At 36.0% G+C, this 19,006-nt stretch carries 16 protein-coding genes and 1 pseudogene; 9 read left to right on the top strand and 8 right to left on the bottom strand.

Annotated elements, in window-relative coordinates:
* The 6 genes and pseudogenes from C8P70_RS14315 to C8P70_RS08405 form a co-directional block, all read right to left on the bottom strand.
* Window positions 1-130 (bottom strand): annotated as a pseudogene (locus C8P70_RS14315) (IS982 family transposase); the annotation flags it as partial.
* A gap of 198 nt (window positions 131-328) precedes the next feature.
* The gene (locus C8P70_RS08425) at window positions 329-1,465 is read right to left on the bottom strand and encodes an efflux RND transporter periplasmic adaptor subunit (RefSeq protein ID WP_133712898.1); all 1,137 of its coding nucleotides are present in this window, start codon (window positions 1,463-1,465) and stop codon (window positions 329-331) included.
* Window positions 1,466-1,473: 8 nt separating this feature from the next.
* Window positions 1,474-5,799 (bottom strand): CusA/CzcA family heavy metal efflux RND transporter, encoded by a 4,326-nt coding sequence (locus C8P70_RS08420; RefSeq protein WP_133712897.1) that lies wholly within the window; start codon window positions 5,797-5,799, stop codon window positions 1,474-1,476.
* Between the two features lie 84 nt (window positions 5,800-5,883).
* Entirely contained in the window at window positions 5,884-6,249 is a 366-nt protein-coding gene (locus tag C8P70_RS08415; RefSeq protein WP_133712896.1) for a hypothetical protein, read from the bottom strand.
* Between the two features lie 114 nt (window positions 6,250-6,363).
* Window positions 6,364-7,617 (bottom strand): aspartate kinase, encoded by a 1,254-nt coding sequence (locus C8P70_RS08410; protein WP_133712895.1) that lies wholly within the window; start codon window positions 7,615-7,617, stop codon window positions 6,364-6,366.
* Complete coding sequence (locus C8P70_RS08405) at window positions 7,604-8,089, bottom strand: GNAT family N-acetyltransferase (protein ID WP_133712894.1); 486 nt, start codon at window positions 8,087-8,089, stop codon at window positions 7,604-7,606. The genes C8P70_RS08410 and C8P70_RS08405 overlap by 14 nt, the downstream gene beginning before the upstream one ends.
* Window positions 8,090-8,181: 92 nt before the next feature.
* Here C8P70_RS08405 and fbp point away from each other — a divergent pair, with 92 nt between their 5' ends.
* The 3 genes from fbp (at window position 8,182) to C8P70_RS08390 (ending at window position 10,558) form a co-directional block, all read left to right on the top strand.
* Window positions 8,182-9,192, top strand: a complete 1,011-nt coding sequence (gene fbp / locus C8P70_RS08400; RefSeq protein ID WP_133712893.1) for a class 1 fructose-bisphosphatase — start codon at window positions 8,182-8,184, stop codon at window positions 9,190-9,192.
* 222 nt (window positions 9,193-9,414) lie between these two features.
* Window positions 9,415-9,639: a hypothetical protein gene (locus tag C8P70_RS08395; RefSeq protein WP_133712892.1), complete on the top strand. Its 225-nt coding sequence runs from the start codon at window positions 9,415-9,417 to the stop codon at window positions 9,637-9,639.
* A 277-nt stretch (window positions 9,640-9,916) separates the two neighbouring features.
* A complete protein-coding gene (locus C8P70_RS08390) occupies window positions 9,917-10,558 on the top strand; it encodes an HdeD family acid-resistance protein (protein ID WP_133712891.1) in 642 nt (213 codons plus the stop codon).
* A 318-nt stretch (window positions 10,559-10,876) separates the two neighbouring features.
* Here C8P70_RS08390 and C8P70_RS08385 read toward each other — a convergent pair whose 3' ends face one another.
* Window positions 10,877-11,305 (bottom strand): tellurite resistance TerB family protein, encoded by a 429-nt coding sequence (locus C8P70_RS08385; RefSeq protein ID WP_133712890.1) that lies wholly within the window; start codon window positions 11,303-11,305, stop codon window positions 10,877-10,879.
* Between the two features lie 296 nt (window positions 11,306-11,601).
* Between C8P70_RS08385 and C8P70_RS08380 the strand changes: the two genes are divergently transcribed.
* The 5 genes from C8P70_RS08380 (at window position 11,602) to C8P70_RS08360 (ending at window position 16,381) form a co-directional block, all read left to right on the top strand.
* Window positions 11,602-12,030 (top strand): deoxycytidylate deaminase, encoded by a 429-nt coding sequence (locus tag C8P70_RS08380; protein ID WP_133712889.1) that lies wholly within the window; start codon window positions 11,602-11,604, stop codon window positions 12,028-12,030.
* Between the two features lie 12 nt (window positions 12,031-12,042).
* Window positions 12,043-13,608 (top strand): S41 family peptidase, encoded by a 1,566-nt coding sequence (locus C8P70_RS08375; protein WP_133712888.1) that lies wholly within the window; start codon window positions 12,043-12,045, stop codon window positions 13,606-13,608.
* 122 nt (window positions 13,609-13,730) lie between these two features.
* Window positions 13,731-14,453, top strand: a complete 723-nt coding sequence (locus C8P70_RS08370) for a polyprenol monophosphomannose synthase (RefSeq protein ID WP_133712887.1) — start codon at window positions 13,731-13,733, stop codon at window positions 14,451-14,453.
* A gap of 1 nt (window position 14,454) precedes the next feature.
* The gene (locus tag C8P70_RS08365; protein WP_133712886.1) at window positions 14,455-15,792 is read left to right on the top strand and encodes a dihydroorotase; all 1,338 of its coding nucleotides are present in this window, start codon (window positions 14,455-14,457) and stop codon (window positions 15,790-15,792) included.
* A 10-nt stretch (window positions 15,793-15,802) separates the two neighbouring features.
* Window positions 15,803-16,381: a DUF4296 domain-containing protein gene (locus C8P70_RS08360; protein ID WP_133712885.1), complete on the top strand. Its 579-nt coding sequence runs from the start codon at window positions 15,803-15,805 to the stop codon at window positions 16,379-16,381.
* Here the strand turns inward: C8P70_RS08360 and C8P70_RS08355 are convergent.
* Window positions 16,311-17,312, bottom strand: coding sequence for an NAD-dependent epimerase/dehydratase family protein (locus C8P70_RS08355; RefSeq protein WP_133712884.1), 1,002 nt, complete (start codon window positions 17,310-17,312; stop codon window positions 16,311-16,313). The two genes, C8P70_RS08360 and C8P70_RS08355, sit on opposite strands and share 71 nt — an antisense overlap.
* A gap of 126 nt (window positions 17,313-17,438) precedes the next feature.
* Between C8P70_RS08355 and tyrS the strand changes: the two genes are divergently transcribed.
* Window positions 17,439-18,731: a tyrosine--tRNA ligase gene (tyrS, locus tag C8P70_RS08350; protein WP_133712883.1), complete on the top strand. Its 1,293-nt coding sequence runs from the start codon at window positions 17,439-17,441 to the stop codon at window positions 18,729-18,731.
* The last annotated feature ends 275 nt before the right edge of the window (window positions 18,732-19,006 follow it).

Genomic DNA, 19,006 nt, shown 5'->3' with positions numbered 1-19,006 from the left:
TTAAAGCAAGACTTATCAATTCCAAATCCTTCAATTTTGGTGTTCGTCTTTGGTAGGGCAATAAATTTTCATTTGATATTTTTCGTAAAACTTCCAAAATTCTTTCGTAATTTGAACCTAAGTTGTTCATTGTAAATGGTTTTGTAGTTAATTCAATTTACTGATTTTAAATCAAATGAACAACTTTTCTCTTCTTTAATTCATAATGCACAACGGGTATAACAAATAATAATAATAAAAATCAGTATCTTAATAGATTGTATCCTTATATTTTTGTATTTCTTAGTTTAAAAATATTTTTTGTCAAAAGACTTTCTTGTAATATCACCTATTCTTCGATTAAATTTTTGAGAGCCATCAAAAGGCCATACGCTCCTTTCGACACTATTTTTTTTGATTTTAAATTCTCTCCATCTATAATTTCGGTAAATCCATTATGGCTGATTCCCGTGTTTATCGAAAATAATTTAAAAGTATTATTTCCTATATCTTCAAATATGTAGCTGGTATTTTCAAAAGAGACAACACTTTGTTCCGGTAAAACCACTGTTTGATAGTCTTTAAGAGTGATATCTGAATTAATATACAGCCCTGGTATAATTTCGTCTGAGGGTTTATCTAAGGTTGCAATCACATCCGTGGAACCGTCATCTTGAATGTTTGGAACAACACTGATAATTTTAGCGGTTAATTTATTCTCTGGGTTTTGGTTAGTGTACACCAAGATGTTTTGCCCTGTTTGCAAACTTGGAATATCTGACTCAAAAGCTTTTAGATGCAGTAAAAGACCCTGATTGTCTATGATTTCCATAATAACGTCTGAAGAACTTAAATACCGACCTGCGTTTGACAAAATTTTACTTACCGTGCCGTTGCAAGGGGCAGTAATATTAATAAAACCTCGGATATTTTCGGTAGTTAATGAGAAAGGATTAATATTAATTAGTTTTAGCTTTTCTTCCAGTGCTTTTTTTGCTGTCTCTAATACTTTGTATTCAGCTTGTGCTGATTGGAAAGTTTTGTCGCTGCTTGCCTTGTTTGTATTGAGTTCTTTTTGCCTCTCAAAATCCAGTTGAGCCATTTCCAGCTTAGCTTTTGTAGTGAGATATTCTTGTTGAAGCTGGACAAATTGTTCATTTTCGATAACCGCCAATATCTGACCTTTGCTGAAATGATTTCCGGGCAAGAGTTGTATTGATTTTACGCGCCCTCCGAAAATACTTGAAACAGAGATTAAATGAGATGGTGCAATACTTGCTTTACCATTTAAACGAATAGTTTTTTCAATAGTTCTGTACTCTACGGAAGTAGTGTTGATTCCAACAGTCTTGATCTGTTCTTCTGACAGCTGGATTACGTCTGAGAGTGCTACAGTTTTCTCTAAGGATTTAGTATTCTTCTTGTTATCTGCACATGAATAAAATACAAAAACAAGCAGGTATATAAAATGTGAAACATATTTCATAATAAATATTATTTAACGGTTAAGTAATTAAGGTTGATAATTGCTCGATTGAGATTTTCTATAACTTCGGCATAATCAGACTGTACTTTTACTGCCTGATTTACAAGGATAATCCATTGTAAATAATCAATATTTCCTGTCTGAAGTTGCTTTTCGGAAACTTCTAGAATAATTTGAGCTTGCGGGAGCAGCTTTTGTTCGTAGTTATCCACTATTTCAAGATGGGTTTCATATTCTTTCCAGCTCTGTTGCAATAAAGCTTCAAATTGGTTTCTTTTAAGTTTGTAGTCATTTTCAGCTAGCTGAACTTTAATTTTGGCGGCTTTTGCACTTGTTCGCTGTCCGTTAGAAAATAGTGGAATACCAATGCCTATTTGAAATGAATTAAAGCGATTGTCATTGATGCCAAGCATGCTTTGACTGGTAAGTCCAAGGCTTAAATCCGGCCAAAGTTTACTTTTTTCTAAATTAGCCTCGGCTTCATTTGCTTTTATTTTTTGTTGAGCCAGTTGTAATTCCGGGGGGGTATTTTCTAAAATTGTCTTGTTTAAAGAAGCTTTTAGTGAATTTGCTTTCGGAATATATTTTATTTCTGATTGCAACAACAGCTGAAATTGTATTTCTAATGCGGATAACTCATTGTTTAATGATTTAAGCTGCATGGTAAGTTGTTCTTTTTGAACTTCCGAAAAGGATTGTTCCAAAATATTAGATTCGCCTGCTTGCAAACGCAGTTGCGATTTTTGGGCAAAATCAGATAAAAGACTGTCTGTGTAAGTTAAAATCTTTTGCTTTTCATATAATATAATAATTCTGTAAAACAGTTCTGAAACTGCTTTATTTACCTGTTGATTAGTAAGGGTCTGTTCCAGTAAAGATATATTCCATTCTTCTGTCAACAGTTTTTTTCTGTTAGAATATACCGTTGGAAAATTAAAAGATTGAGTGACAGAAATACTGTTGTCATTTTCTAGCCCCTGGATTTTGCCATAAGCACCTTCTATTTGCAATTGAGGGAGATCGAGATAACCTTTTTTTAATTGTTCTTTATATTCTGACAGAATTTGGCTGTTTTTAATTTCTCCGTTTTGTTGGCTTGCAAGTTCCAGTGCTCTTTCAATAGAAATATATTCTTGAGCGTTTACAGAATTAAAACTCAGTGTTAAAAATAACAATAGAACAATTGATTTTATGTTTTTAAAACGCTTCATTTCCGGCTTTTTAAAATGTTCAAATAAAATATAGAGAATAGGAAGTACAAATAAGGTTAAAAATGTAGCTAACATTAGTCCTCCGATTACTACTGTTGCCAGCGGACGCTGAACTTCTGCTCCCGATCCGGTACTGATTGCCATTGGCAAAAAGCCCAAAGACGCAACAAAAGCAGTCATCAAAACAGGACGTAGCCTGATTCGGGTTCCCATTAACACGATTCGGGAAGTGTTGAGTATCCCATTGCTCTTTAGCCTGTTAAATTCTGCAATAAGTACTATTCCGTTTAAAACAGCTACTCCAAAAAGAGCAATAAATCCAACTCCTGCGCTAATGCTAAACGGCATCCCTCGAAAGGCTAAAAAATAAATACCTCCGATAGCAGACAGCGGAATTGCCGTATAAATTAAAAGACTGTGTTTCACAGAACCAAAGGCAAAGAAAAGAAGCAGAAAAATCAGCGCTAAAGATACGGGTACTGCAATTCCCAGTCTTGCCTTAGCTTGGTTTAGGTTTTCAAATGCTCCACCGTAGGAGATGCTGTATTCCGAAGGGAATTTGATCTTTTCATTTACCTTATGCTGTAATTCTTCCACTATGCTTTGCACATCTCGTCCTCTTACGTTGAATCCCACCACAATTCGTCGCTTTGTATCTTCTCTTTGAATTTGATTCGGGCTGTTTTTTAATTCAATATTTGCAAGTTGGTAAAGTGGAATCTGAATTCCTTTGGCTGTCGGGATGAGCAGGTTTTTGATTTGTTCAATGTCTTTTTTCTGAGTTTCGTCTAAACGGATAACCAAATCAAACCGGCGTTCCCCTTCATAAACAAAACCTGCACTTTGACCGGCAAAAGCCATATTTATAATTCGATTTGCCTCGGATACAGATATTCCGTAGCGAGAAAGATTAGCCCGGTTAAAATCAATGACTACTTGAGGAGCTCCTACAACAGGTTCAATATATAAATCCTGTGCTCCCGAAACTGTATTGATGATACCGCCAACCTTGTCTGCATAATAAGCCAGACTGTCTAAGTCATGACCGAAAATTTTACAAACAACATCCTGACGAGCACCGGTCATCAGCTCGTTAAAGCGCATTTGTACAGGAAATTGAAAGCCAGTTGTTAATCCGGGAATAACTTTTAATGCCTGACTCATCTTTTCGGATAGTTCCGGAAATGTTTTTGCCGAAGTCCATTCCTTTTTAGGTTTTAAAACGATAATCATATCTCCTGCATCCATAGGCATGGGCTCGGTGGGGATTTCAGCACTTCCAATTTTGGTAACTACTTTTTCAACTTCAGGAAAGTTCTTTAATAAAATTGAGGCTGCCTGATTAGTAACTTCTTTTGTTTTTTCTATACTGCTCCCCTGAAGGATTCGCATTTCTACCGCAAAATCGCCTTCTTCCAAAGAAGGAATAAATTCGCCTCCTAATTGTGAAAGTACAAAAACAGATCCTGCAAAAAGCATAAAAATCGTTGCGAGGACTGATTTTTTGTACTTTAAGGCTTTGATGAGATATCGCTGGTGAATGCGCTCTATTTTAGCCATTGCTTTATCAGAAAAGTTGTGTTTAATTTTTCTTTTTCTGCTCAAAACAAGCGAACTCATCATAGGAATATATGTGAGAGAAAGAATAAATGCTCCGATTAAAGCAAAAACTACAGTCTGAGCCATAGGTTTAAACATTTTTCCTTCAATGCCTTGGAGTGAAAGAATAGGTAAATAAACAATCAGAATGATTATTTGCCCAAATACAGCACTATTTACCATTTTTGTAGCGGAGCCTGTTACTTCCCTATCCATTTCTTTTCGGCTGAGTTCGTTTTTCATTCCAAATCCTTTTTTATACATCAGCTGATGAAGTACAGCCTCCACTATGATTACAGCACCATCCACTATTAGTCCGAAATCTAATGCACCTAAACTCATAAGGTTTCCGCCAACTCCAAATAAATTCATCATAATAATGGCAAACAGCATCGAAAGCGGAATAACAGAAGCAACTAAAAATCCTGCTCTGAAATTTCCCAAAAACAAAACAAGAATAAAGACTACAATCAGAGCACCTTCAGCCAGATTGGTTTGAACGGTACTGATAGTGTTTTTTACCATTTTGGCTCTGTCCAAAAATGGTTCAATGACTACACCTTCTGGCAATGTTTTTTGTATTTCTTCCAGTCGATTTTTGATATTGGCAATTACCTCGTTCGCATTTTCTCCTTTAAGCATCATAATAATAGCCCCTGATACTTCTCCGGTATCATTGTAAGTCATGGCTCCATAGCGGATAGCGTTCCCTATTTTGATCTCGGCAACATCTTTTATAAGAATAGGAGTTCCGTCAGCAGTTAAAGAAACAGGAATATTTTTGATATCTTCTGTATTTTCCAAAAGTCCTTCACTTCGGATAAACAGCACTGTTTCTTTTTTCTCGATATAAGCTCCGCCCGTATTTTGATTGTTATTTTCAAGAGCTTCAAAAATTTTGCCGATAGACAAACCAAAAGCCTGGAGTTTGTTGGGGTGGATGGCAATTTCGTATTGTTTTAATTTTCCGCCGAAACTACTTATTTCTGCAACTCCTTTTGTGCCTAATAACTGGCGGCGCACTATCCAGTCCTGAATGGTTCTTAGTTCCGTTGCGTCATATTTGTTTTCATATCCTTCTTTAGCGCGCACAACGTATTGAAAAATTTCTCCCAGTCCGGTGGAAATAGGACCTAATTCAGGAGTTCCGATACCATCAGGAATTTCATCTTTTATAAGTTGCAGTCTTTCTGTTACTTGTTGTCGAGCCCAATACACATCTGTATCATCGTCAAAAACGATGGTAACCAGTGATAGTCCAAAACGAGAAAAACTGCGTATTTCTATAATTCCGCTAATATTGCTTGAAGCTTGCTCTATAGGAAAGGTAACCAACCTTTCAATGTCTGCAGCACCATATGAAGGAGCTACTGTAATAATTTGTACCTGATTATTAGTGATGTCTGGTTGTGCATCAATAGGAAGCCTGGTTACTTCATAAGCACCAAAAATGATTAGCCCTAATGTAAACAGGGCTATGACGAGTTTATTCCTTACGGAAAACCCTATAATTTTATTTAACATAATTTACTAATTGAAAATAAACGTACAGTAAAACAATCATAGATGCTTGACAAGCATTATGACTAGATGAAAACTTGATGTCAATTAGTTTATGCGGGGAGGCTGGAAAATGTCAGATAAGTAGTTATAACTAAATCTGTTTTCTCTGGAAATAGAGGTGCTTTTTTCTAAAAAAAATATTGCTGATAAACCTTCAACTGCAAGTTTGGAAGAAGGCAGACTAAAATCAATAGACAAATTTTGAGAAATCTTAATAAAAGGCAGTTTTTGATCTGTTTCCCAATCTGCATCTTTTTCATGACCTCCATAGTGATGAATCATAAAATCCACAAAATCTCCCTCGTACTCCATGTAGTGTTCTATGAGTATCGGCAATTTTAATACTTCCGAACAAACAGTTGTCGAGAGCATATAAAAAGTGGCAAATATTATGGCTAAGGACTTTGTCATTGCGTTGTAAAAATACGAGATTTATACAAAAGAACCAAAAAGATAAATTGACAAACTGCTGTGCATTCCATTTAAAAAGCAGGTTCTTTAAAATCAAAAAATCTATGGGTTAAGCTATTCCTTTGTTACAATCTGCAGGGTTTCACGATTAACTTGTTTTAATAAAAGTGTTTTTTGGTTGAGTACTTTTTGAGCAGATTCGTCAGTAAAATGGCGAATTGTGTATAAAGATACATTTTCATTAAAGCTAATTCTGAATTTGTCTGATAAAATCTTTCGGAGCTCTTCAAAGCGGTTAAATTTGTCTTCGGCACAAACTGAAAAGCTGATTGCTGAATTTTGAATAACATTTACTTTGATGTTGTATTCGTAAAAAAGCTTAAAAATATCACTGATGTTCTGTTCCATAATAAAGGAAAAATCTTTGGAGGAAAACGAAATAAGCAACTGGTCTTTTTTAACAATATAACAAGGGACAACAGGATTTAGTGTTGCGCCTTTGTACACTTCGGTTCCGGAGAGCTTGGGATGAAGAAATGATTTTATATAAAGCGGGATTTCTTTTTGGCGCAACGGCTGTAATGTTTTGGGGTGAATGACTGATGCGCCGTAAAAGGCAAGTTCTATAGCTTCCTGATAAGAAATATGTTCCAGTAAAGTAGTTTCTGAAAAATACCTCGGATCAGCATTTAAGACTCCCAAAACATCCTTCCAGATGGTAACGCTTTCTGCATTTAGTGCATAGGCAAAAATAGCCGCAGAATAATCAGAGCCTTCCCTCCCTAAGGTGGTCGAAAATCCATTGTTATCAGAACCAATAAATCCCTGAGTAATGTATAATCTGTCCGGCTCTATTTCGCGCTGTATATTTTGGGTTGTCAAATCCCAGTCTACATTAGCATCGCGATTAGTATTATCTGTTTTGATGAGTGTTCTTACGTCTTGCCAAGTGTTGCGGATACCGCATTCTTCTAAATAAAAATGAAGGATCGTGGTTGAAATTATTTCTCCGAAACTAACAATCTGGTCGTAAACAAAATTGTAATTCGGAGATTTATTGACAGACAAAAATGAATTTATATCTTCAAAAATTGAATAAAATCTAGTGTAAATTCGGTGGTTTTTATTTGGAAAAAGTTCTTCAATAATGGTAAGGTGATAGCTTTTAACGGCATCAATGGAAGCGTTTAATTGCACATTATTTTGAAAATAATTATGAACCACAACTTCCAGAGCATTAGTTGTCTTTCCCATTGCTGAAGCTATAATCAGGCAATTTTGGTATCCTGTAATCCGCAATACTCTGCAAACGTTGCGCACATTTTCGGCATCGCGTACAGAGGCACCTCCGAACTTAAATATTTTCATGCTGTTTTTTTGTAAAATTCATAATTGCCTTTTCGTCCATTTGTACCGTGTACCAGTCTTCCAAAACCATAGCTCCTGTTTTTTTGTAAAAATCTATAGCATTCTTATTCCAGTTTAATACTACCCATTCTACGCGTTTTACACCTTCTTTGTGCGCAATGTTAATTACTTCTGAGTACAGCGCAAAACCGGCTCCCGTACCGCGCATGTTTTCAGTAACAATCAAATCTTCTAAGTGAATAGTTTTGCCCTTCCAGGTGGAAAAGCGATTGTAAAACAAAGCCATTCCGATAATTTTTTGATTGATTTCGGCAACAATAATTCGGAATAATGGATTACTCCCGAAACCGTTTTCAACTAAATCTCTCTGGGTAATCACAACAGCATCCGGTTCTCTCTCAAAAGCAGCTAATTCTTTTATCAATTGCAATACTTCTCCCATATCTTGCGGAGCCGCCCATCTGATTGTCATTTCGCTTGTGGAATTTAAAGGTTAATAATTTATATTAAACAACAAAATTAACGATATTTGCAGGTAAATACACAACTATATATTATTTTTAAATGGCAACGGAAAAAAATCAAACTTTAGGAGAGTTTATCATTGACAAACAGGAAGATTTCAGATATTCTTCGGGGGAATTATCACGATTAATTAATTCTCTCAGACTGGCAGCGAAAGTGGTAAGCCATCAGGTTAATCAGGCTGGGTTAGTGGACATTGTCGGGGCTTTTGGAAAAGAAAATGTTCAGGGAGAGCAACAGCAAAAGTTAGACGTTTATGCTAATGAAGTTTTTATAAAAACATTGATTAACCGGGAAATTGTTTGCGGGATTGCTTCTGAAGAGGAGGACGATTTTATTGCCATCAAAGGGAAAAATAATGGTAACGAGAACAAATATGTGGTTTTAATGGATCCATTAGATGGTTCTTCCAATATTGACGTCAATGTTTCTGTAGGTACTATTTTTTCGATTTATAGAAGAGTAACTCCGGTGGGTACACCTGTTACCAAAGAAGATTTTTTACAAAAAGGAGAAAATCAGGTGGCAGCGGGATATATTGTTTACGGATCTTCGACGATGCTGATTTACACTACGGGGAACGGAGTAAATGGTTTTACGCTAAATCCGGCAATCGGAACGTTTTATCTGTCTCACCCGGATATGAAAATAAAAGAAGACGGTAAAATTTACTCGATAAACGAAGGAAACTACATGCAGTTTCCTCAAGGAGTAAAAGATTATATCAAATATTGTCAGGAAGAAGAGGGCGACCGACCTTATACTTCTCGTTATATCGGAAGTTTGGTTTCGGACATTCACCGCAATATTTTAAAGGGGGGGATTTATATTTATCCGCCCAGTACTAAAGCGCCAAAAGGAAAATTGAGGCTTTTGTATGAGTGTAATCCGATTGCGTTTATCATTGAACAGGCAGGCGGAAAAGCTTCTGACGGTTATGGCAGAATCATGGAGATAGAGCCTACCGAACTGCATCAGAGAGTTCCGTTTTTCTGTGGAAGCAAAAATATGGTAGCTAAAGCGGAAAGCTTTATGGCTAAATATAAATAGAGAGCTGCCTTTTATCAAGAAGTTTTACGCTCAGAGTATGTTTGCGAAGAATGATATGATTGATGAAGAATGGTAGCTTTTCCATCTTCAGTTATCCATTCAGGTTGTAGAAAATAATTTTAGATTTTAGATAAAGAGCTTACTACAGCTTGCCTTGAAGTAACTATCGATTGGACGGCATATTTAGGACAATGGCAAAGTTTAAATGATATTGCTGTTTATTTGGACTCTGGCGATGTATTGCATACTGGGGTTACTTATCAGAATCTTAGTCAGCATGCATTGATGGCTTCCTCTAAAATAGTATTGGGAGCTTTGTGCTGGAGGATTGTGCCGATACTTATTTTTGTTTCACCCCATTCTTATGGTGATTTTAATTTTAGAAGGGGAATGCTCATGCGAAAGATGGTGAGAGGAAACTCAATAAGAGGATATAAAATATTGTAACTATATTGAAATTAACAATCAGAATCACTCCTGACTTATTTTTCAAATGTGAAAGAAAACATAACCTGAAATTTATCTCCATTTGTGTCGTATTTACCAATATCGGGACGTCGCAAAAGAATTGGTTTAAATTAATGATACCCAAACACAGTATTATATCCCAAAATGATTTTATTATTTTATAATAATATTTAAAATGTGTTTTTTTAGAGAAAAAACTGTTATCTTTACTTGTGTTTGATAATAATTGTTGATTACTATTCTAAAATTTAATATTATGGCAACATTTTTAAAAACTATCAGAAATACAGTAAAACACTGGTATATACCAGCTCTTGTAGGCATTTTGTTTATTGTTCTTGGTGGATATTTGCTTACTGTACCGGAAGCAACTTATTTTTCATTAGTAGTTCTTTTTAGTTTATCATTTCTTTTTTCCGGTATTTTGGAAATTTTGTTTTCTATACAGAACAGAGAAGAATTAGAAGGTTGGGGATGGTATCTTGCGGGAGGCATCTTTAGTTTTCTTATAGGTGTTTTGTTGATTTCCAGACCGGATATTGCTGCTACTACTTTGCCTTTTTTTGTTGGATTTGGGCTGCTATTCCGCTCTTTCCAAGGATTGGGAGTCGCGTTTGAGCTAAAAAACTATGGTGTACTAAAATGGGGAAATCTTGCTATTTTAAGTGTTTTAGGTATTCTCTTTTCTTTTTTATTAATTGCTAATCCCATTTTTACAGGTATATCCTTGGTAATGATGACCTCATTTTCTTTCATTTTTGTAGGGATCTATGCCCTTGTATTGTCCTTCCAGCTCAAAAAATTAAAAACACTTCCTAAGAAGCTGAAAAAAGAGTTGAAGGATAAAATAGAAGATCTGAAAGAAGAATATTACGCAGAAATTAAAAGTAAAGATTAAAACACGAGCAAGAATACTTGTCTTATTTTATTGTGGAAAATTGTTCAAAAACTTATTGAAACAGCCCAAAATTATTGCCTAATAGGTAGAAGCAAGAGAAATGTATATTTTATAAAAAAGAAATATTGTAATTATTTTTTTGATTTTTCCAAAATAATTTCTATTTTTATTGAAATTTCATCAAGTAAATTAGGAAAGAATTTGGTGGAACCATATCAACAGTTTAGTTGTTGAGTATGGACACCTGATGTTATTAAGTTTTAAATTGTTTGTTTTAATTAAAAATCCCCAAGGTATATTACCTTGGGGATTTTTTAATTATCTTTTTGAGTTTTGAATTTCATGCATAAAAGATTCCTTATCAGCATTTAAAACTAATAGAGATAATGCCTTATCAACCAAATAATCAATATCTCCCGTAAATCCGAGGGCAACTGTAAATTTCTTAAGAATTTCTTTTTGTTTTGGTCCCAATATATGATCTACATAGACCATGCGAGCCAAGTCATACAGGCGTTCTATGCGATTAATCTCTAAATAAGGAGGATTAATAGGATATTTTTCCGGGTGTTCTAAAATTTTGGCATAGTCTTCTTCCGAGATATCCAGACTATTTGCTAAATGGTCTAAAAATTTTCTTTCTTCCTCACTAATCTGTCCGTTTGCTAAGGCAACGCGAACAATAGATGCAAAGTGTCCTTTATTGCGATCAATAAATCCGATGTCAAATAGTTCTGAGTGCGACATGTTTATTCTGTTTTTTTTAGGTTAGTAAATTTGAAGTTGTAATTCTAAGCGTAATATACATATTATATTTATTATTTTTACCTAAAGCCTGAGTAAAATATTGCAAAGTGTTTTTTTAATTAAAAATTAGTAGAGGATATTTATCAACCCTTATAAAATGCTCTATATTTAACAATAGTAAGAATTCGTTTTTATCGTGTTTGTCAAAGAAAGAAGAATTCTCAAGGAATAAAAGTCAATACAAACCTAAATACTTATCTTTGTTTGTTATATTAGGTCATTCAAAAAACAACATTATGGACCCTTCAAAAATCACAAAGTACGATAAAGCATATTTGAGAATTGCGAAAGAATGGGGACAGCTTTCATATTGCAAGCGGAAAAAAGTAGGTGCTATTATTGTAAAAAACCGCATGATTATCTCCGATGGCTATAATGGAACGCCGACGGGTTTTGAAAATTGCTGTGAAGACGAAAATGATTTAACGCATTGGTATGTTTTGCATGCCGAAGCAAATGCTATTCTCAAAGTGGCGAGTTCCACGCAAAGTTGTCAGGAAGCTACTTTATATATTACGATGTCGCCTTGCAAAGATTGTAGTAAGCTGATTCATCAGGCAGGAATCAAGAGAGTCGTTTATCTCGATCAGTATAAAGACATGGAGGGAATCCGTTTTTTAGAAAGAGCAGGAGTTGAGGTCGTTCATCTTCCCGATTTAGCATAATTTTTATTCTTTATGAAGAAATTTTTTTGGCCGATTATCGTTTCAATATCTTTATCCCTTGGTATTTTGTTGGGTGGATTTTTGATGTCCGCTTCGTACAGAACTAAAAATACTGTTTTTACAAATCACAATAAATTAAAATTAAACAGACTTATTGATTTTATTGAACAAGAATATGTTGATGAGGTGGATACAGATTCTATCGTCAATAAAACAGTAAGCACAATTCTGGAACAGTTAGACCCCCATTCTATTTATATTGCCAAAGATGAAATGCAGGCCGTTTCAGAGTCCATGCAAGGAAGTTTTGTGGGTATTGGTGTAAACTATTACTTTTATCAAGATAGTGTTGCAGTAATCAGAGATATAGAAAACGGACCGGCAGAAAAAGCAGGAATTATTCCCGGAGACAGAATTTTGTCGGCAGATGGTGTGCAATTGTACGGTAAGGGAATCTCGACAGACTCAATTGTAAATGCACTCAGAGGAGAAGAAAATACGATTGTAAACTTACAGGTTTATCGAAAAAAAGAAGATACAGCGCTGGAAATTGCCGTTATAAGAAAAGCGATTCCTTTAAAAAGTGTAGACATATCCATGAAGCTGGATGACGGCTTGGGCTATATTAAAATAAACCGTTTTTCCAGTCAAACGTATACGGAGTTTCGCGAAGCATTGAAAAAGCTCATCCGGCAAGAGATTGAGGGATTGATTATAGATTTACGCGATAACGGTGGCGGATATATGGATCAGGCTATTAAAATGCTTGACGAGCTGGTTCCTAAAGATCAGACAGTGGTAAAAACAATTAACAAAAGAGGTAAAGAAACCATATCAAAAGCAGGAAGTAACGGCGTATATAAAGAAGGAAAACTGTATGTGCTGGTAAATGAAAACAGTGCTTCTGCCAGCGAAATTATAGCGGGAGCTGTTCAGGATAACGACAGAGGTACTATTGTGGGCAGGCGTACTTTTGGCAAAGGACTGGTACAACGAGAATTGCTTTTAGGAGATGGATCTGCCATAAGACTAACCACGGCTCGATATTATACTCCATCCGGTCGCTCCATTCAAAAACCCTATTCCAATGGATTAGAAGTTTATAACCACGATTTTATCAGTCGGTATGAAAGAGGAGAACTGTATGCGGCAGACAGTATAAAAATAGCAGACAGCTTGCAGTTTAAAACACGGAGTGGTAGAGTGGTGTACGGTGGCGGGGGAATTGTTCCGGACATATTTGTGCCGATAGCTAAAAACCACGGCGATGATGTTACAATTATGCTGATGAAATCAGGATTGGTAAGTTATTTTGTCTTTCAGGAAATAGATAAAGACCGAAATAAATTTGATGCCATGACTAAGGAAAAACTCATAAATTTTACTCAAAAAAACAAAGTTATTTATAGCGATTTTAAAAAATATCTGGCACAAAATAACCTTTATTTTAAATTAGATAAACGCAAGGATTTGGTAATGAATTATCTGGTTGCCGAGTTTATAAATCAGTTATTTGGCGAAGAAGAATATTACAGGTGGCTTTTATCTGATGATCCCATGATTCAGGCTGTTAAATAATTTTTAAAATATGCCCAATCAAAATAGGGTACAAAACGGCTGGCTTAAGCTTTGTTATTTCAATTCTAAAATGTTTAAAGTTTCACTTGAAAAAGGTTACTTTTGTAATCAAACCCAACAAAATGAATTCAGGATTAGTCATTATCCCGACCTATAATGAAATTGAAAATATAACTTTAATCGTAGAAGCTGTTTTGGCTTTGCCCGAAACTTTCCACGTTTTGATAGTTGATGACAATTCTCCTGACGGCACTGCGGAAGCAATTGAGAAAATGCAGCAAAAGTATGCAGGTAAACTTTTTTTAGAAAAAAGAGCTGGAAAAGAAGGTTTGGGTACGGCTTATGTGCATGGATTTAAATGGGCATTGGAAAGAGACTACGAATATATTTTTGAAATGGACGCCGATTTTTCACATAATCCCGAGGATCTGGTTCGGTTACTACAGGTGAGCAAAACACAAAATGCAATGACGATCGGTTCCAGATATGTAACCGGTGTAAATGTGGTTAACTGGCCGCTAAACAGAGTGCTGCTTTCTTATGGAGCATCTGTTTACGTTCGATTTATAACCGGGATGAAAATAAAAGATACTACAGCCGGTTTTGTCTGTTTTCCCCGTTATGTATTAGAAGGAATAGATTTAGACAGAATCCGTTTTGTAGGATATGCTTTCCAGATAGAGATGAAATACCGCGCATTTGTTGAAAAATTTCCGATTGCAGAAGTGCCTATTATATTTACAGATCGCACCAGGGGAGAATCTAAAATGTCAAAAGGTATTATTAAAGAAGCTATCTTTGGAGTAGTTAATCTGCGTATCAAAAAACTACTAAACACACTATAACATGACGGATTATTTAATAAAGAACGGAAAAATAGTAAATGAAGGAAATACCTTTACAGGAGATATACTCATTCAGAACGGTTTTATTGCAAAGATAGACAAAGACATAATGCCTTTGGGAGGTGTTAAAGTTATTGATGCTGAGGGAAATTATGTTATTCCGGGAATGATTGACGATCAGGTACATTTTAGAGAACCCGGATTAACACATAAAGCGGATATAGCTTCCGAATCAAAAGCTGCTGTTGCAGGAGGCATCACCTCTTTTATTGAACAGCCAAATACCGTGCCCAATGCTGTAACGCAAGAGCTGCTGGAGCAAAAATATCAAATTGCTGCAACCTGTTCTGTTGCCAATTACTCATTTATGATGGGAGGTACAAATGACAATTTAGAAGAGTTGTTGAAGACCAACCCGAGAAACGTAGCGGGAATAAAGTTGTTTTTAGGTTCTTCAACCGGAAATATGCTGGTTGACAATCCGGAAGTACTCGAAAATATATTTTCCAATGTTAAGTTGTTGATTGCGGTTCATGCGGAAGATGAAGATACAATCCGTCACAATCTCACAGTGTATAAAGAAAAATACGGAGAGAATATTCCCGTTCAGTATCACCCGTTGATTCGCAGTGAAGAAGCGTGTTATCTGTCTTCTTCCAAAGCCATAGAACTCGCCGAAAAAACAGGTGCAAGACTACATGTTTTTCACGTTTCTACCGCCAGAGAAACCGCGTTATTTCGCAATGATATTCCTTTAAAAGATAAAAAAATTACAGCCGAAGTATGTGTGCATCACCTGTGGTTTACCGATAAAGATTACGAAGCCAAGGGCAATCTGATTAAGTGGAATCCGGCTGTTAAAACGGAAAAAGACCGTGAAGGACTTTGGAAAGCCTTACTCGACGGACGCATTGACGTAATTGCTACAGATCATGCCCCACATACGCTGGAAGAAAAAAACAGACCTTATACACAGGCGCCTTCGGGAGGACCTTTGGTGCAGCACGCTTTAACAGCCTTGTTTGAAGCTTGCAAAAAAGGTAAAATTACCGTTGAGCAGATTGTTGAAAAAACAGCTCATAATCCGGCAATTTTATTTCAGGTTGAAAAAAGGGGATTTATAAAAGAAGGCTATTACGCCGATATTGTAATTGTTAATCCTGAGGAACCATGGAAAGTGGAAAAAGAAAATATATTGTACAAATGTGGCTGGTCTCCTTTTGAAGGAGAAGAGTTTTCTGCCAAAGTTACTCATACGTTTGTCAATGGAAATCTGGTATACCAAGACGGAAAAGTAAATTCAGTTAACTTGGGGCAAAGACTTTTATTTGAACGATAAATAATAGGAGATGAAAAAAATAGTCGTTTTTTTGCTTTTGATTTTAGCCGCTTGTCAATCAGACAAAAACAAACCTAATCCCTTTATTGAACAAGACAAAATGGAAAATATTCTGTATGATGTATCTGTTTTGTATGGAATTCAGAGCACAAACAGTTTTGGACGGGATTCAGTAAAGCAGTTTGATATGAACGGCATATTGAGCAAATACGGTGTAGACAGCTTAACTTTTGCGGAAAACAACCGATATTACGTCGAGTTGAAAAAGGGTGTGTATTACGATATGCAAAAGAGAATTATCCAGCGGCTTGAAACAGTAAAAACAGAAATCGATTCTTTAGTTGGTAAGGACGAAGAAAAAGATCTTAAACTGGAGAAAGTGGAAATTACTGATTCGGTTTTAGAAGCTGTACCTATAAAAGAATCGGAAAAAGTTATGGAAAAAGAAACAAAGAAAAAGAAGCCTGACCTGAAAGACGGACAGAGAAATCAATTATTGAGACAAAGGGTGTTAAAACTCAAAGAAGCAAAAGAGAAGAAAGAACTTTTGGAAGAAAAACCTGATGAGACTCAAATTCAAAGCCAATAGTTTCTTTAATCTTGGCGTTGCTGTAAATATAATTAGAATGAGAAGCTTTTGCCATAGCGCGCGTAAAGCTTCTTTTTTTTCCGGTGCAAGCGGAAATAGCACAGTCTAGACGCCAGGCTAAAGAACAGCTGAAAGGAGAAGCATAAATATGCGGTTGCCGCTTGTTTAGTAGTTGAGCGCAAAAGTTCATTATCCGGAGATAAGGCAGGTTTTCTGAAACTAAGGTAAACCGTTCGTTTTCAATATTGCTATCCATTAATAAAACCATGGCTTTTACAACATCGGAAGCAGAAACCACACCTGTTGTTCCATTGGTATAAAAAGGAAAGTTTTTTAGAGCTTTTGCAAAGAATTCTCCACTACCTTCAAAGCCAAAACCTTTTCCGAAAATAACCCCCGGATTAACCACAACTACCTTTAAACCTTCTTGTGTTCCCCGCCATACCTCCATTTCGCCCCCGTATTTAGAAATAGCATAATCACTGTGGAAAAGCTCGGGGTCCCAATCCGATTTTTCGCTAATTATTCTATCGTGAGACAGCGTTTCACCCAAAGCAGCAACAGAGCTTACATAGCAAAATTTTTTGATGCCAAAATCAATGGAGAGATTGATCATATTAGCTGTTCCCTCAATATTTACTTTGCGAAGAGCAGAAGTATCTTTAGCATCAAAAGAAATAACCGCAGCACAGTGATAAACACAGTCAATACCTTCAAAAGCATTTTCTAAAGCAGGAATGTCGGTAATGTCAGCTTTGATCCATTCAATCTTATAAAAAATGTCGGCGTATCCGCAAAGGTCAAACAAATGCTTTGTCCTTTGGATTCTTTTTTTGTTGCGATAAATTGCTCTTACAGGTCTTTCTGATTTAGTGAGATGCAGCAATAAATGCGCTCCCACCATGCCTGTTCCACCGGTAATCAATATCATATCTCATACAAAAATAGACGATATTTTTATATAGTGTCTTTTTGAAGGTGAATAAAAGCGATATGAAAGGCAAAAAATATTCCAAAAGCGGGGCAATTGAACTATCTTTGCCGAAAATACGATTAAATGAAAAATTTTATTGAGGAAGTGACTTGGAGAGGAATGCTCCACGACGTTATGCCAGGCACTGAAGAACATTTGTTGGAGCAGATGCGTGCGGCGTATGTGGGAATAGATCCAACAGCCGATTCATTGCATATTGGACATTTAGTAAGTGTAATGCTGTTAAAACATTTTCAGCTGGCAGGACATAAGCCCTTTGCATTGATCGGAGGGGCAACGGGAATGGTAGGCGATCCGTCAGGAAAATCTAACGAACGGAATTTGCTGGATGAAGAAACGCTTCGCCACAATCAAAATGCTATTAAAACACAATTGGAGCGTTTTCTGGACTTTAATTCAGGAGCGGAAAATGCGGCTGTATTAGTCAATAACTACGATTGGATGAAGGAATTTTCTTTTTTGGACTTTATCAGAAATGTAGGAAAACACATTACTGTTAATTATATGATGGCAAAAGATTCTGTCAAAAAGAGACTGAACGGAGAATTTCAGGAGGGAATGTCGTTTACAGAATTTTCATATCAGTTATTGCAGGGGTATGACTTTTTGCACTTGTATAAAGATAAAAGCGTATCACTTCAAATGGGGGGGTCGGATCAATGGGGAAACATTACAACGGGAACAGAGCTTATTCGCAGAACGCTGGGAGAAAAAGCTTATGCGTTGACTTGCCCTTTGATAACCAAAGCAGACGGAACAAAATTCGGAAAAAGTGAAGGGGGCAATATCTGGCTTTCTGCCGACTATACCTCGCCTTATAAATTTTACCAGTATTGGGTAAACGTTTCGGATGTCGATGCCGAAAAATACATCAAAATATTTACTTTTATCTCTCGTGAAGAAATAGAAGCACTAATCGCAGAACACAGTCAAGCGCCACATTTGCGCGTATTGCAAAAGCGTTTGGCAGCTGAGGTAACCACAATGGTGCACAGCAAAGAAGATTTGGACAACGCCATTAAAGCTTCAGGGATTTTGTTTGGAAACTCTACTTCAGCAGATTTGAAGCAATTGGACGCAAAAACATTTTTAGAGGTATTTGACGGTGTTCCTCGAGCTGAGATAAGCAAAGTTGATGTTGAAACCGGACTAAATATTGTGGATGCATTGGCAGGAAAATCGGGTTTTTTACCATCCAACGGAGAGGCAAGACGTTCGTTACAGGCAAATTCAATTTCTGTTAACCGTGAAAAGGTTGCAGAAGAGTATGTTATAACCCAAGCCGATTTGATAAACAATCAGTTTGTATTACTTCAAAAAGGGAAAAAGAATTATTTTGTTCTGAGCGTAAAATAAGAATTACAGAAATGACATCAAAAAAGAGAAGCCCCTGCTTCTCTTTTTTTGTTCAATGAATAGTAATTAAAAAATAGAAATAAACAATCTGTTTTTATTTCTTATGCTGTTGTGGTCAATTAAATTTTTTATTGTAGACTGTCTATTCTGTATGTTTCTTTAACAATCAGGGTAGTGTAGCTGCCTTTATTGTTAAATGTTGATATGCAGTGTGTTATTCTTATTTTTTTTGAGTTAAGTTTGATACAAAAATTTACATAAAAAATACACTTCGC

The sequence above is a fragment of the Myroides indicus genome (genome assembly GCF_004364575.1).
Lineage (GTDB): Bacteria > Bacteroidota > Bacteroidia > Flavobacteriales > Flavobacteriaceae > Flavobacterium > Flavobacterium indicum_A.
This window is presented reverse-complemented; position numbering and strand designations above follow the sequence as displayed.

Excerpts from the sequence above, each read along its gene's own strand:
- C8P70_RS08420 (WP_133712897.1), bottom strand. The coding sequence starts at position 5,799 with ATGTTAAATAAAATTATAGGGTTTTCCGTAAGGAATAAACTCGTCATA.
- C8P70_RS08415 (WP_133712896.1), bottom strand. The coding sequence starts at position 6,249 with ATGACAAAGTCCTTAGCCATAATATTTGCCACTTTTTATATGCTCTCG.
- C8P70_RS08355 (WP_133712884.1), bottom strand. The coding sequence starts at position 17,312 with ATGATATTGATTACCGGTGGAACAGGCATGGTGGGAGCGCATTTATTG.
- C8P70_RS08375 (WP_133712888.1), top strand. The coding sequence starts at position 12,043 with ATGAAGAAATTTTTTTGGCCGATTATCGTTTCAATATCTTTATCCCTT.
- C8P70_RS08365 (WP_133712886.1), top strand. The coding sequence starts at position 14,455 with ATGACGGATTATTTAATAAAGAACGGAAAAATAGTAAATGAAGGAAAT.
- C8P70_RS08385 (WP_133712890.1), bottom strand. The coding sequence starts at position 11,305 with ATGTCGCACTCAGAACTATTTGACATCGGATTTATTGATCGCAATAAA.
- tyrS (WP_133712883.1), top strand. The coding sequence starts at position 17,439 with ATGAAAAATTTTATTGAGGAAGTGACTTGGAGAGGAATGCTCCACGAC.
- C8P70_RS08380 (WP_133712889.1), top strand. The coding sequence starts at position 11,602 with ATGGACCCTTCAAAAATCACAAAGTACGATAAAGCATATTTGAGAATT.
- C8P70_RS08360 (WP_133712885.1), top strand. The coding sequence starts at position 15,803 with ATGAAAAAAATAGTCGTTTTTTTGCTTTTGATTTTAGCCGCTTGTCAA.
- C8P70_RS08370 (WP_133712887.1), top strand. The coding sequence starts at position 13,731 with ATGAATTCAGGATTAGTCATTATCCCGACCTATAATGAAATTGAAAAT.
- C8P70_RS08410 (WP_133712895.1), bottom strand. The coding sequence starts at position 7,617 with ATGAAAATATTTAAGTTCGGAGGTGCCTCTGTACGCGATGCCGAAAAT.
- fbp (WP_133712893.1), top strand. The coding sequence starts at position 8,182 with ATGGCAACGGAAAAAAATCAAACTTTAGGAGAGTTTATCATTGACAAA.
- C8P70_RS08425 (WP_133712898.1), bottom strand. The coding sequence starts at position 1,465 with ATGAAATATGTTTCACATTTTATATACCTGCTTGTTTTTGTATTTTAT.
- C8P70_RS08405 (WP_133712894.1), bottom strand. The coding sequence starts at position 8,089 with ATGACAATCAGATGGGCGGCTCCGCAAGATATGGGAGAAGTATTGCAA.
- C8P70_RS08390 (WP_133712891.1), top strand. The coding sequence starts at position 9,917 with ATGGCAACATTTTTAAAAACTATCAGAAATACAGTAAAACACTGGTAT.